This is a genomic window from Alkalihalobacillus trypoxylicola, from assembly GCF_001590785.1.
Lineage (GTDB): Bacteria > Bacillota > Bacilli > Bacillales > Bacillaceae_D > Alkalihalobacillus > Alkalihalobacillus trypoxylicola.
Genome location: NZ_LTAO01000039.1, coordinates 55,473 through 69,798, shown reverse-complemented (window position 1 = coordinate 69,798; position 14,326 = coordinate 55,473). Strand labels below are relative to the sequence as shown.

Sequence of the window (14,326 nt, the reverse complement as noted above, 5' to 3'; positions counted from 1 at the left end):
CAAGGAAAACAGTCAAAAGGAAAGGCTCTATTCACCTAAAAAGAGAGCCGCATCATGAAAACGGTCAAAAGGAAAAGCTCTATTCATCCAAATAAAGAAAATTCGACAAAAAGAATTCAAATAGAAGCTGTCATTTAGCCGGAAATGACAGCTACAGCATTTAATAGTTCGAAATGAAAAGTGTTATTCCCCCCTACCAGAAGCAGGACCAAGAAAACGACCGTAATCATCTTTAAAAATAATTAGTTCAGCAGCTACCCACTTCCACTGGACGAGAATTGCCTTACGGGAGCGGATAACTGGACACCTAACATATGTGGAATTCTTCATTTATACGTAATGCTTCACACTCTTTTTCCTAAGAAGATTATTCTTCATGCTGAATGAAGTCCTTTTGGAATTTACACATTCGTAATGCGTTTCGATAAGTGCCTTGAACGAAGAATTCATCTTTTAATTCTCCTTCAATATGAAAGCCTGCTTTTTTATAAATATGAATGGCTCTTTCATTTTCTTTGTCTACAAGTAAATAAAGCTTATGAAGATTTAGTATTTGAAAAGCATAGCTCATGGCAAGTTTAGTGGCGGGGTATGAATAGCCTTTGCCCTGATAAGCTGGGTCAATGATGATTTGGAACTCAGCTCTTCGATGGATATAGTCAATTTCAACAAGCTCAACAAGACCAATAATATCCTTCTCTGCTTCTATAATAAATCTACGTTCATTTTGCTTGTGTATATGTTTATCAAACAAGTCTTCTAATTCAACAAAAGCTTCGTATGGTTCTTCAAACCAATAAGACATTACCTTTGCATCATTATTTAAGGTGTGTACATATTTTAAATCCTCTCGTTCAAGAGGTCTCAATTTAATAAATTCTCCTGATGCTTCCATTAATCATTACTCCTTTCATCCAATTGCTCTTTATTTTATATTTTGAATAGAAACCGATTCTTAGTCAAATTTAGTTAACTTGAATTCTGTGTTTACTAAAAGCTATTACAAAAAATTTCGACAAACCCATAAAAAAGTTTACTTTCTAAAGTATAAACTTTATTTTCTACCATTCATGTTTCACTATTGACTGAGATAATAGAGAAGAAAGGAGGGTTACCATTCTTCATTAATTTTGTAAGCGCTTCAAAAATCATTTTTTTATGGGGGAATGCCGCAAATGAATAGGAAGTTAAAAAAGGTAATGTTGTTACTTCTTGTCGTACTTTTGATTACACCGTCAAGCTGGATTACTTTAGTAGCAGGAGCAGAGACTACTGACAAAACGGTGTATCATGAGACATTTGAGGATGGAATGGGTGTTGCTAAGCAAGCTGGAGATGCTTTATTGGAAATGTCTATGGTTGATTTTGAAGGAAATGAAAATGGAAAAGCTGTTTATATTAATGGAAGAACTCATGATTATGACGGAATCGACGTAGAGTTTAGCACTGTCGATATGGAGAATGGCAAAACTTATCTTATTGATGTTCTAGGTTATGTAGGAGAGGATGAAAGCTTTGATGAAGGAGCAGAAGCCTACTTGCAAATACCTTCTGGTAATTATCCTTTGATTACGAATTCTCCTATAATGGCAGGAGAAAGCTTTTTATTAAGTGGTGAATATACGGTAGCTGAAGAAGATTCGCAATTTCGAATTCAAACCAATCAACTAGGAGAACAAGTGTCATTCTATGTGGGTTCTATACGGATTACAGAAAAAGTAGAATCACAGAGCGAAGAAGAAACTGTGACAGAGGAGAAAGTTGCCTATCATGAAACGTTCTCAAGTGGAATAGGAATCGCTACACAAGCAGGTAGTACTCTAGAAGCGGTATCTGACCTCCATTTTGATGGAAATGATGATGGTCATGCTGTGTATGTTAAAGACCGGACTAATGATTGGCATGGTATAGATATTCCTTTTAGTGCAGTTAATATGGAAGACAGTTACAAATATAGCATTATTATAACTGGCTTTGTAGATGACGGAGAAGACGTTCCAGACGGAGCGAATGCTTTGCTACAAAATATTGATAGCTATGAAGGCTTGTATGTTTCTAGTGAACTACAGGCAGGTGAGCCATTTATTTTAAGTGGACAATATACGGTTAATACAGAAGTAGATAGAGCTCTTCGTATTCAAACAAATGGGGCAGGAGCTGAAGTACCTTTTTATATTGGCGATATTTTAATTATCGAGGAAGGTAAAGTAGACGAAGAGGAAGAGGTTGAAGAACCTTGGCCACCTGCAGAAGAGTTTACGACTATTACCTTTGAAGATGGTGAATTAAGTGGATTTGAAGGAAGAGCTGGAACAGAAACGTTGACTGTGACAGATGAGGCCAATTATACAGAAGATGGTACTTATTCCTTAAAGGTAGAAGACCGAGCAAACAATTGGCACGGTCCATCTCTAGATATTACGCCATTTGTAGAAGCGGGTTCAGAGTACCAAATATCAGCAATGGTTCAATTATTATCTCCTGATTCCGCACAATTACAGCTGTCTACACAGGTAGGCGACGGAGATGGAGCAAGCTATAACAATATTCAAGGGAAAACGGTCAGTAAAGGGGATGGATGGGTAAAGTTAGAAGGAACTTATCGATATACGAGCATGGGGAACGGTCATCTCTCCATTTATATAGAATCAAATAATGCTACAGCTTCTTATTATATTGATGATATTACCTTTGAAAAAACGGATGCTGAACCGATTGAAATTGAAGATGAATTGATACCTATTAAGGATGTTTACAAGGATTATTTCTTAATTGGAAATGCTGTATCAATGACCGATTTTGTCGGTGTTAGAGGAGAGCTTCTTCAAAAGCATCATAATTTAGTAACAGCAGAAAATGCGATGAAACCAGGGTATGCCTATAACGAAAATCGGGAATTCGATTTTACAGCAGAGGACGAGTTAGTCGCAACCGCTCTTGAAAATGATTACAAAATTCATGGTCATGTCCTAGTATGGCATCAACAGTCAGCAGAATGGCTTCATACGGATGATGATGGAAATCTTTTGGAGCGAGAAGAGGCATTAAACAATCTACGTACTCATGTGCAGACAACCGTAGAGCATTTTGGGGAAAGTGTTATTTCTTGGGATGTCGTGAATGAGGCAATGATGGATGGTCCGCCAAACCCATCTGATTGGAAAGCTTCGCTTCGAAAATCGGAATGGTATCATTCGATAGGAGAAGATTTTGTTGAGCAGGCTTTTAGAGCAGCAAAAGAAGTCATTGATGAAAATGGCTGGGATATTAAACTATATTACAATGATTATAATGATGATAATCAAAATAAAGCAGAAGCTATTTATCAAATGGTAAAAGAAATAAATGAAAATTATGCATCGGAGAACGATGGAGAACTTCTTATTGATGGAGTTGGAATGCAAGGTCATTATAACTTAAATACAAATCCTGAGAATGTTAGGCGTTCATTAGAAAAATTCATCTCTCTCGGTGTAGAAGTAGGCGTTACAGAGCTTGATATAACAGCCGGTGATGACGGAGTATTAACAGAACAGGAAGCAAATGCACAGGGGTATTTATATGCCCAATTATTTAAAATGTATAAAGAGCATGCAGAGCATATTTCGCGAGTAACTTTTTGGGGATTAAATGATGCAACGAGCTGGCGAGCTGAGAGAAACCCTTTATTATTTGATCGAAATATGAAAGCAAAGCCAGCTTATTACGCGGTGATTGACCCAGAGAAATTTATAGAGGAGCATGAAGTAGATGATTCAGACGCACGTCACGGTCAAGCTTTTTATGGAACTCCAGAAATAGATGGTGAAATAGATGAAGTTTGGAGTAGTGCTCCAGAGCTTCAAATTAATCAGTATCAAACCGCTTGGAATGGCGCTAATGGTGTTGGGCGAGTTTTATGGGATGAGGAGTATTTATATGTATTAATTCAAGTAAGTGATTCTCAGCTCGATCAGTCGAGTGAAAATCCATGGGAGCAGGACTCTGTTGAGGTATTCCTAGATGAAAACAACTCGAAATCTACCTTTTATCAAGAAGGTCATGGACAGTATCGTGTAAATTTTGAAAACGAGACCTCATTTAACCCAGTAGGCATCTCGGAAGGATTTGAGTCAGCAACTCATGTAGTAGGAAACGGATATACTGTTGAATTGAAGATTCCTTTTAATGAAATAACACCAACTCATGATACGAAAATCGGATTTGATTTACAGATTAATGATGCGCAAAATGGTTCGCGTCAAAGTGTCGCTGCTTGGAATGATTTGAGCGGGCAAGGGTTTCAAGATCCTTCTGTATTTGGTGTATTAACTTTAGTGGGTGAGGAAACCGTTACTCCAGAACCAGAACCTGAGGTACCAAATGATTCTGTAAAAGAAGTGACGATGGATGATTTAGTTACAACGGATAGAGAGAATGTGTATGAAGTAAGTGAGATAGCTAACTCATTTAAATTTACAAAGGAATTACTAAGCAGCTTAAGTAGCCAAGCAAAAATAAAGATATCGAACGGAGAAGCTAAGGCCGTTGTTCCAGTTAAAATATTGTTAACAGAAGCGGAATACGTCATTTTTAGCTTTGGAGAAGATGTATCAGACGATTATCAAATGGAAGGTGCAAAAGCGGTAAGTGGAGTGTACCATTTTTCAATTGTAACGTCTGAAGGTGATGATATTAAAGAATTTGGAGAAGAGCACATTACTCTTTCTTTTAAAGTAAGTGCTTCCGATATTGAAAAGGTCGCTATATGGTATATAGATGAAGAGCTCGAAGTGACGCCATTTGAGACAACCATAGTCTCAGAAACTGAAGTGGAAACAGAGGTTAACCATTTTAGTGTCTATGGTGTATTTGAGGGATTACGAGAAGGACCAGAAGGACCAGAGGGACCAGAAGGACCAGAGGGACCAGAAGGACCAGAAGGACCAGAAGGACCAGAAGGGCCAGAAGGACCAGAAGGACCAGAGGGACCAGAAGGGCCAGAAGGACCAGAAGGACCAGAAGGGCCAGAAGGACCAGAAGGACCAGAAGGACCAGAAGGACCAGAAGGACCAGGAGGATCAGGAGGAACGGGAGGCTCTGATTCAGATTATAAACAAGGAAAATCGGGCGAAAGACTACCTTCGACTGCAACAAATGTCTATCAGTATGTATTACTTGGATTAGTTATCCTCGTTGCTGGTTTCAGTATGTACTACTGGTCTAGAAGAAAAGCAAATATAGAATAATGTGAGAGTAGAAAGGAATGTCTATCTGGAGAAACGCATGGACTAGCTATTAAAAAAATCAAAAAACAGGTCAAAAGATTGGCCTGTTTTTGATATCTTTTTGGGAGGTAAGAGAAATGAGAGATTATGATAAGTGCTGCTTGGCGACCTTTCCTAAGCCGAGTGAATGGAGTCAGGATTTGTATAGGAGGGTTTATACAAAGGAAATTCCATTAGATACTAAATTTTCAGCTTCTACAATCAATGATCATGAAATGAGATGGTCTTATTATATGGCTTGATAATAGGATGTTTATTATCGTATCCTTTTAATCTTAAAAGCTTTTCCAACTTTTTATATCTCTAAGGGCTGTCCATTCATCTTTGTAATTTTAATACGATTCATTTTTTTATCCTCAAGCTCGAGAATTTCAAAATGTAAGGAATCAAATTCAATGAATTCCCCTTCCTTCGGTAAATAACCGAATTGCATAAGAAGAAAGGCTGCTAAATTATCTTCCTCAGTCGGAATTTTTGTGTTAAAAACGGTATTTAATCGATGTAGGGGAATTTTCCCATCGCAAATGAGATCATTTTCAGATTGAGACTCAATTAATACATCATCAATATCTGTCTCATCCTCAATATCTTGTCCAATCATTACTTCGATGAGGTCCTCATGCGTAATAATACCCTTTGTTCCTCCGTATTCATCAAGAACAATCGCAAGATGCTTTTTCTCCTGAGTCATGGTTTGGAAAACATGCTTAACAAGCTGAGACTCGTATACATATAAGGGAGCTAAATCAGAAAATTCCTTGACTTGCTTATGAGGCTCTCTTGACCATGAAACAAAAAATTTCGAATGAAAAACACCAATGATATGATCCATATCATCCTCAAAAATAGGGTACCTCGTATACTGGCTGCTTAACAAAATCTCACGTGCTTCTTCAAAGGAGGTATTTGCTGATAGGCCTGTCACATCAACTCGGGGTGTTTTTAATACGTCCGCAACATTCAAATGCTGGAAATCTAACATTCCTTTAAGTCGATACATTTCATCATTTTCAAAAGTACCCTCTACATGACCAATGTCTACCATTAAACGCATTTCCTCTTTGGAAAAAGTAGCTTGTTTAACGGCATTTTTCCCTAAAACCTTAATCACTAAATGAGTCAAAGCATTTAACATATATGTTAATGGCTTTAGTACAGTAAGAATGAACTTTGTTAGAGGATATACAATATAAGCCATTCGGTCTGGGAAAGCAGCCGCTATTGATTTAGGTAAAACCTCTGCAAATATAATAATCGCAACCGTTAAAATTCCCGTAGCAATCCCGACATTAAACCCATATTCTAAAGCAACAATCGTCACTAAAGAAGGCAGGACAATATTCGGGACATTATTAGCGATTAAAATGCCGGCAATAAATTCATCTGAATTTTTGACAAGCTTTAGTAAATTTTGCGATTTTTTGTCTCCAGCATCTGCCTTCGTTTGAATCTTTATTTTATTCGCTGCTGTAAGAGCTGTTTCACTACCAGAAAAAAAGCTAGAGGCAATAAAGAGTAAAATAATAGCAATAAAAATCAAGGTAGTTCCTCCAATATAATCGGTCATCAAAATTTCGATGAACACTGTATTTGTACATGTTATCTCTATAGTTAACTAACGAAAAAGGGATTGCAAGTAATATGAATGATAGAAAATCTGAAGGCATTTATTATTTTACTTAAAAATTGGAAGATTATTCATCAATAAAAGGGGTATTAAATAATGAAGAAACTAGGTACACGAATACTTTTTTTAAGAGGCACGACAAAAAGCATCGCAAAAGCAATGGGCAGAGAGTATGAGGTTGTAAAAATCAATCTCATCAAACAAACTTCTTATCCTACATTAAAAGGCTTGTTATTCAATAGAACAGAATACAGCTCACTTATCTGTTGGTCTAATATGGGTGAAAAAGCAAAGGTAGAAGAAGTCAGTTCTTCTCTCATTTTCATTAAAAAGTCTAAATCTCTTTCAATTAAGTATATTTCCGCAGCCGTTAACATACGCATCACCTATTATTTTAGTAGTAGTAAATACCCATACCCTAATATCCTATTTTTAAAACATAGAAAGCTCTTTTTTAGATAAGTTTTTTCTTAATAAAGTATTTAAACCTCTTACTAAAAGATAATCGTAATTAAACATTTTACGAATGAATCCATTTTACTTAGTAAAAACACATGGAGAATAGTTAAAAACTACACTTTTAGACATAAAAGCTAAAAATGAACCAGTAAAGTATTGTAGGTCTATTTAAAACAAGTATAAAAGACTTGTGTGTATATTCACAATCTTAGATTCTTATTGAATGGTAGTAGAGAATTAGGTACTATTATGGTATTTAATGTATAATTTGTAAACTTATAATTTGTTGGCTGTTGGAAGTAGAAATGAAAATAAGGATGTCGGAAGTGAAGAAAGGAGAGCAAGATGATTAGTTTTTTTTCGAATTGGTTTAAAACAGACACAGAAATTAAAAGAGATGATTATTTAGAGCTGTATCGGCGATTACAAAATTCAAAGTCCGAATTGGACCGAAGAATAACTGAAGCAGAGAATGATTATTCCTCTTATTTAAGTTCCATGCCATTTTTATCTATTCAGAAGCTTCCTTCAAAGGAATTTTATCAAGCAAAGGAATCATTGGAGGCGAAGGCCTCTCAATATATTCAACGGGAAAAAAATAAAAGAAGTGATTTAACAATCGCTGAGAATCGAGCATATAATCGATACCTTCACTATAAAAATCTCGCGATAAGAGAAGCTGAAAAGAACAAATAAAGAAGGAGTGATCGAATGTCTAAAGATGTCATAATCCATGATCACCGAGTACAAGAGGCAAAGGCGGCAGCGACTAAATTAAAATCATCTATCGATACGACCTATAATCAAAGCAAAACTCTTTTATCTTATGTCCAATCGTCTTCATGGAAAGGTAGTGCGAGAGATAGCTTTGTAACGTATTTAGAAATTATTATCCAATATCATCAAGATTTAAAAGAAACAGCTGCTCTACAAACGAAAGCATTAAATAATATCGAGAAGCATAAGAATGACTTCCAAAATGATGCGACAGTAAGAGAAGTGAAAAATCTATGGTAACGACTTCTAATGATACATTTAACGTACCCGAGCTATACCTAATGGCCGCAGCCTTTAAAGGGAATACTTTATTTGGCATTCCAGATAAGCAAACCTATCAGCTCAAAGGAAGCGCTATTTTTGAAGAGGCTCATCACAGGTTAATAGGAAAAGGAATTTTATCAACGGAAGGTAAATTAACCAAAAATGGGGCAGTGATTATTTCCGTTTTAAAAGAATATTATTCTAGTAAAAAGTTTGTGAGAATCAATCATTTAATGTTTGCCTTTCGAGATGAAAAGGCGGAAGAGTTAATCATCTTAGCAGAAATGGAAGAGCAGAAGGCTTATAAGTTACATGTTGTCGCAAAGCCTATTATTTTAAAAATGCTTTCTGATAAATTACCTTTAATTTTAAGAGAACCAGATGAGTCAGAAAAGGGTTTCCTTAAGAAGGAGCTAACATCTGAAGAGAAAAAGAGCATTCAATCCTTTCAACCGAGCGATCAGTCCATTAATTTTGAAAGGTTTCAATTAAATGAATCAAAAAAGGAGGCCACAAACCCAGAGTATTATCAGCAGTGGCTTATTTTTGAGAAGGATGAAAAGCTAATGATGGTTGATACGGTTCAAAAAGAATATTATCACGCGAGTCAATATTGGTTTTTGAAGATATTATTTGATGAGTTAGATTTTCCTTACAAGGAGGGTACAGTAGTATGATTGTTTCTGGAAGTGGTGCAACGAGTGGAATTACGATTAAACCGGACGAAATCACATCGATTTATAATCAATTGTTGGATATTATTAGTGAATTAGAAACAAATACACGGCCTTCAATAGAGAAGCTAGCAAGCACAAAGTTTTATGAAGCAGGAAGAGCAGAAGGTGCAATGGCTACCGCATATGTAGATGCTAATGAAAAATTTAATGACTTATATGATAATTATGTTCGAGCCTCTACTCTTGTAATAGACACCTTAAATACGATGATTGAGACTGATGAAGCCATTGCTAAACAAATATTTGAGGCAATGGGGTTGATATAATTGGATGTTAAATATCGAGAAGATGATTGGGATAAAGCAAGAAAAGGAATTCGTAACCTTATAGGTTTAGGTGTATGGGGAAAAGGAATGATCGACGAGCTGAAAAGTCTCTCTAAAAATTTAGACAAAGCAGCAAGGAATATTTCAAAATACGATTCAGATGGAGTCATCTCCTTTTATCATACGAATCGTGATCATGATTATGATGCTTTATTTGAGGATTTTAGAGTTTTGGAGAACTTCACTAAGAGAGTGGGCGGAATCGTTGATCAAACGATCGACCAGCCGTTTCATAAGGATTTTGATGAATTTGTAGCAAAGATGCGAGATTCCTCGATTTCTAACTACAGTACGACAAATCGAATCAATGCAACCGTTGTCGAAACACTTCACTATGGCTATGGAATGACGGAGAATTTCGAGCGAGAAAAAGAAGAAGTGACATTAAGTGACCTATTTACGGGTGACAACTTTTATAGCGATCAGATGAGATTAGAATTTGAACAGTGGCAGGAATTAAATCCTGACCAAGAATTAGCTTATGAAGACTATCAACTAGCAGCTGTTAATATGAACGCTTTTGAATATACCTCGATTAAGGATACTCAACTTACGAAGGAGTTTTGGGTTAGTATAGGGGCATTAGTTGTCATTGTCGGTGTAGCGCTAATTTGCCCTCCAGCTGGATTGACTTTAGGTGCAATATATGGTAGTTATGAATTAACAAACGCTATTGTAGGGAAAGATTTGATATCACAACGAGAGCTTGACACAGGAGAACGCTGGCTTCGAGGCCTGCTTGCCCCAATTGATATCATCCCAGCAGGAGCTGCTCTAAAACGATTTAGTGGGACGACTCGAACGGGTACAAAGCTCATTAACTCGACGCCAATTCAATCAATAACCAATCAAACAAAATCAATCGTCAATCAAACCAAAGGGGTAACTCAACAAGCCGTTAAACGAGTCGATGAGATGGTTCGTACAGCGTCTGCTCAAACAACCGCACGACTAAACAGCGCTAAAAAGGTTCTAAATGAGCAAGCGATACTAGCCCACAACAAGGTCATAGATGACATTCTTGCCTTTGGAAGAGGCGTTGATTCCAAGCTGACCACTGGAAAAGTGAATTACTATAGATTGAAGGATTTAATTTTATCCCCGTCATTTGCAACGGACATGGGAAGTGTTCAAGTCACTACAAGTCGAAACGTCAAACCAGTTACGGCAGCAGATGACTTTCTAAATGCCAAACTACCACCAAAGCAAAGTCTCACCAGCCCATCAGGAAGCTCAGCCCCAGTTGAAGGAGCTTCGCTTGGTAAGGGTAGGGGTAATGTAAATCATTTGGATGATATACCAAGAATAAAAGAAGTTGAAATTAATTTTAAAAGAAAAGATAAACATGATTCTAAAGAGTTTACAAGACAATTAAAAGACCAAGAAAAAGGTATGAATGAATTAACGGTTGACGAGTATTTGAAAAATAGGGACAGATATATTGCTGAAGGTAGAGCAATAGAAGGAAATGCAGCTCAAAAAATGGCTAGACAAGAAGCTCTTAAAGATAAAATTGCTGAACTGCGAAAACAAGGACTTTCCAGAGCAGATGCGACAAAGAAAGCTTCAGAATGGCTGGAAACAAAAGCAGCACTTCATAATCCAGATCAAATAGCTGGAGGAAGAGCAGACATTATTGGAGGTATGGGTGATAAAAGAGTAAATTCTTCGATAGGCTCACAATGGAAATATAGAATTGATGTTGTTGATGAGCAAATTAGGGAAATTGCGAAGAATATGTCACCTGATCAGTTAAAGAATACTTATTTAAATGTAAAATTAACTCACTAATGAAAGGAAGGTATGATAATTGGACACTATATTAAGCGATTTTAAAAAACATGAAACAGTTGATGAAGATGTTATTTTAAAATATAAAGATAAACTTCCTGAAGAATTAATAGAAACATGGAAAAAATATGGATTTGGTACTTTCGCAAATGACTTTTTAAAAATTATAAATCCAGACGATTATTTAGATATTTTAGAGATAAGTTATCTAAGGTATGAGCAGGCAATTCCTATTTTTACAACCTCAATGGGTGATATTATAGTAATGGAAAAAGATAAGTATGTAAATTTATTAAACTTTAGGAAAGGTTATGTTAATGTTGTTTCTTCCGGTTTTGAATTCTTTTTTGATGACTTAAAAGATAATGACTTTATGAACGATGAATTAATGTGGCAGCCTTATCCAGAAGCGATTAGTAAATACAGTGCCCCTAACTATGACGAGTGTTTTGGATACACCCCTCTATTAGGTTTAGGTGGAGCAGAAAAAGTAGAGAATCTAAAAAAAGTCAAACTGAAGGAACATATTCTTATTATTACTGAATTTATGGGACCAGTTCAGTAATATTAGGGAGTATGTTACAACATTAACTATAAGCACTTGATTGTCTCATTAGGCAACAGGTGTTTTTGATTTTGGAAAGTTGACAACTTTATTGATAATTAAGCATCTATTGTCTTATAGACTATAGGTGCTTTTTCATAAGAGCTAAGAAAAAACTTTCCAATAAGAATTGTAAGATTAAGGAAGGATTATGGGGAGAACGCATAGAAATGTTCATAAAGATTTAGAAATAAGGAGTTTCAATCTTCTTTTAAATGGTTACTATAAAAGTAGGGTGACAGAATAATGTCATAGAAAAGTTGAATGCTTGGTTATTTACATAAACTTAGATTGAGAGATTTAAAGCGATTTAGAAATAATATGTAAAATTTATGACATGTTGTCACAACAATTGACTGATGACATTGTGTCATTTATTATAAGAATATAAGATGACAGAGTGTCATGAAAAGGAGTGGTCTGATTTTGGTAAAGCAAATAAGTGAGATCGTTAAGCTTCTTCAAGCACAAGGAGTAGATGCATCGATTTGTAAAAAACCACTATATTTAATCGAGAACCAAGTTTCGTATGAGAGCGCTGTCAAATTGTTACATACTATAAGAAGATAAAGAATAACTTTGATTATTAGGTATTGAAGATTTGGAATTCGAAGGTAGCTATTTAAGGAGAGAACCTATTTGCCTAAAGTTACGTTTTTTAACTTACCAGATGATAAACAAGATAAATTAATTCATGCTGCTAAAGAGGAATTTTCTAGAGTGCCTTTAGCAAAAGCCTCTATTTCAAATATTGTAAATGCTGCTCAAATTCCGAGAGGAAGCTTTTACCAATATTTTGAGGATAAGAGTGATGCTTTTTTTTATCTTCTCAATATAAAAATACAAGAAAATAGAGAACGGATGGTAGAACTCATTCAAAAGAATGAAGGAGATATTTTTAAAACCATATCAGATTTGTTTGAGTATTTAATCACTGAACAGGACCAAAATCTTCATTTTATGAAAAATATATTTTTAAATATGGATCATCGAATTGAGCATGAATTCGAACGTAGTTTCCATTGGTATGATACCGATAAACAGATGAATGAACTGAATCAGATGATAAACAAACGAAATTTAAATATGGAAAATGAAGATGAATATAAATATATTATCAAAATTTTAGGCTCTGTATTAATTAGGAGTGTCATTGAAAAGTATTCGCTCGATCTTTCGATTGAAAAAGCAATAAAGGAATTTTCAAAAGAAATGGTTTTATTAAAAAAAGGATTGCATAAGTGAATAGTTGCGTTTTGGAAGATCATGATAATCGTTTATGGTCTTTTTATTTTGAATGAAAAGCAGGTTAAGTGATAATAATGACGAATCTTTATTAAGATAGTATTTACAGCTTGTTCTTGTTATGATGCTTCACCCAATTCATTTATTTAATAAAAATCTATTAGAATGATTTACGAGGTGATCGATATGGCTTTAATTACTGTAAACTTTTTTTCGAAAGCGATGAATAGAGAGGTTCCCTTCCAAGCGATTATTCCACTGGAACCAGCGGATGGTAAAACGAATACCCTACCACTTAAATCTCTTTACCTACTTCATGGTTACCATGGTGGTTATACTGATTGGCTTAGTAATAGTAGAATTAGGGAATTAGCCTATAAATACAATATAGCGGTATTTATGCCGGCGGGTGAAAACCACTTTTATTTAGATGATGAAGAAATGGAAGTCATGTATGCGCAATATGTAGGGAAAGAGCTTGTGAATTATACGCGGCAGCTGTTTCCTTTATCTTCGAATAGAGAGGATACCTTCATTGGGGGATTGTCAATGGGAGGGTATGGTGCGATTCGTAATGGACTAAAATATCATGATACCTTTGGACGGATCATAGCACTGTCCTCTGCTTTAATCACATACAAAATACATAACATCGATAAGGATTTTGATAATGGAATAGCGAAGTATGGCTATTATAGAAGGGTGTTTGGAGATCTCACTCAGCTGTTAGGAAGTGATAAAGACCCTGAAGCAATTGTTGAGCATTTAATGAATAACGAATGTGTCATTCCACAATTATTTATCGCCTGCGGTACAGAAGATTTTTTACTAGATGTGAATCATATGTTCTATGAGTATCTAAAAAATAAAAATATAGATGTCACCTATCATGAAACGAAAGGTGATCACAATTGGGATTTTTGGAATGAATATATAGAAAAAGGATTGCAGTGGGCAATGACACCTGTATTGGAGAATTCGTAAATTGTCATGAATTTTGTAAATGAAGACCTTGAAAAACTTTAATAGAAGGAAAAGAGTCTATGAACATTGGTTTTGTTCAAAAGGCTCTTTTTTTGTCTTATTATAGAATCTATATTTAAAAGCGTAAAGGATGCTGATTCTTAAGACGGAAAAAAAGGTTCGATTTTACTAATTATAATATAGGAACACTGTACTTTATATTGAAATTTTCGCTCCATCCCCTTAGGACTTCCTATTCAATTTAT

At 35.4% G+C, this 14,326-nt stretch carries 14 protein-coding genes; 12 read left to right on the top strand and 2 right to left on the bottom strand.

The genetic code is table 11. From position 1 onward, the window contains the following. Nucleotides 1-367: 367 nt before the first annotated feature. Nucleotides 368-895 carry a spermidine N1-acetyltransferase gene (gene speG / locus AZF04_RS19445; protein ID WP_061950213.1) on the bottom strand — a complete coding sequence of 176 codons (528 nt, stop codon included), beginning with the start codon at nt 893-895 and terminating at the stop codon, nt 368-370. A gap of 280 nt (nt 896-1,175) precedes the next feature. Here speG and AZF04_RS19440 point away from each other — a divergent pair, with 280 nt between their 5' ends. Continuing rightward, nucleotides 1,176-5,228 (top strand): endo-1,4-beta-xylanase, encoded by a 4,053-nt coding sequence (locus AZF04_RS19440; RefSeq protein ID WP_061950212.1) that lies wholly within the window; start codon nt 1,176-1,178, stop codon nt 5,226-5,228. 116 nt (nt 5,229-5,344) lie between these two features. Beyond that, nucleotides 5,345-5,509 (top strand): hypothetical protein, encoded by a 165-nt coding sequence (locus tag AZF04_RS21330; RefSeq protein WP_156479537.1) that lies wholly within the window; start codon nt 5,345-5,347, stop codon nt 5,507-5,509. A gap of 53 nt (nt 5,510-5,562) precedes the next feature. Here AZF04_RS21330 and AZF04_RS19435 read toward each other — a convergent pair whose 3' ends face one another. Then, nucleotides 5,563-6,807 carry a CNNM domain-containing protein gene (locus AZF04_RS19435; protein ID WP_327020403.1) on the bottom strand — a complete coding sequence of 415 codons (1,245 nt, stop codon included), beginning with the start codon at nt 6,805-6,807 and terminating at the stop codon, nt 5,563-5,565. A gap of 183 nt (nt 6,808-6,990) precedes the next feature. On the opposite strand from AZF04_RS19435, the gene AZF04_RS21325 reads away from it, so the two are divergent. The 10 genes from AZF04_RS21325 (at nt 6,991) to AZF04_RS19390 (ending at nt 14,081) form a co-directional block, all read left to right on the top strand. Next, nucleotides 6,991-7,356: a hypothetical protein gene (locus AZF04_RS21325; protein ID WP_061950211.1), complete on the top strand. Its 366-nt coding sequence runs from the start codon at nt 6,991-6,993 to the stop codon at nt 7,354-7,356. 342 nt (nt 7,357-7,698) lie between these two features. Then, nucleotides 7,699-8,049, top strand: a complete 351-nt coding sequence (locus AZF04_RS19425) for a hypothetical protein (protein ID WP_061950210.1) — start codon at nt 7,699-7,701, stop codon at nt 8,047-8,049. A 15-nt stretch (nt 8,050-8,064) separates the two neighbouring features. Then, on the top strand, nt 8,065-8,370 hold the full coding sequence (locus AZF04_RS19420) for a WXG100 family type VII secretion target (RefSeq protein ID WP_061950209.1): 306 nt from the start codon (nt 8,065-8,067) through the stop codon (nt 8,368-8,370). Further along, complete coding sequence (locus AZF04_RS19415; RefSeq protein WP_061950208.1) at nt 8,364-9,071, top strand: DUF5081 family protein; 708 nt, start codon at nt 8,364-8,366, stop codon at nt 9,069-9,071. The genes AZF04_RS19420 and AZF04_RS19415 overlap by 7 nt, the downstream gene beginning before the upstream one ends. After that, nucleotides 9,068-9,397: a hypothetical protein gene (locus AZF04_RS19410; RefSeq protein WP_045483549.1), complete on the top strand. Its 330-nt coding sequence runs from the start codon at nt 9,068-9,070 to the stop codon at nt 9,395-9,397. The genes AZF04_RS19415 and AZF04_RS19410 overlap by 4 nt, the downstream gene beginning before the upstream one ends. Further along, nucleotides 9,398-11,248 (top strand): polymorphic toxin type 15 domain-containing protein, encoded by a 1,851-nt coding sequence (locus AZF04_RS21700; protein WP_235600038.1) that lies wholly within the window; start codon nt 9,398-9,400, stop codon nt 11,246-11,248. Nucleotides 11,249-11,267: 19 nt separating this feature from the next. After that, nucleotides 11,268-11,813: a T6SS immunity protein Tdi1 domain-containing protein gene (locus AZF04_RS19400; RefSeq protein WP_061950207.1), complete on the top strand. Its 546-nt coding sequence runs from the start codon at nt 11,268-11,270 to the stop codon at nt 11,811-11,813. 465 nt (nt 11,814-12,278) lie between these two features. Continuing rightward, a complete protein-coding gene (locus AZF04_RS21320; RefSeq protein ID WP_156479535.1) occupies nt 12,279-12,422 on the top strand; it encodes a hypothetical protein in 144 nt (47 codons plus the stop codon). A gap of 69 nt (nt 12,423-12,491) precedes the next feature. Continuing rightward, a complete protein-coding gene (locus AZF04_RS19395; protein ID WP_061950206.1) occupies nt 12,492-13,097 on the top strand; it encodes a TetR/AcrR family transcriptional regulator in 606 nt (201 codons plus the stop codon). 186 nt (nt 13,098-13,283) lie between these two features. Then, nucleotides 13,284-14,081, top strand: coding sequence for an alpha/beta hydrolase (locus AZF04_RS19390; protein ID WP_061950205.1), 798 nt, complete (start codon nt 13,284-13,286; stop codon nt 14,079-14,081). Nucleotides 14,082-14,326 lie beyond the last annotated feature (245 nt).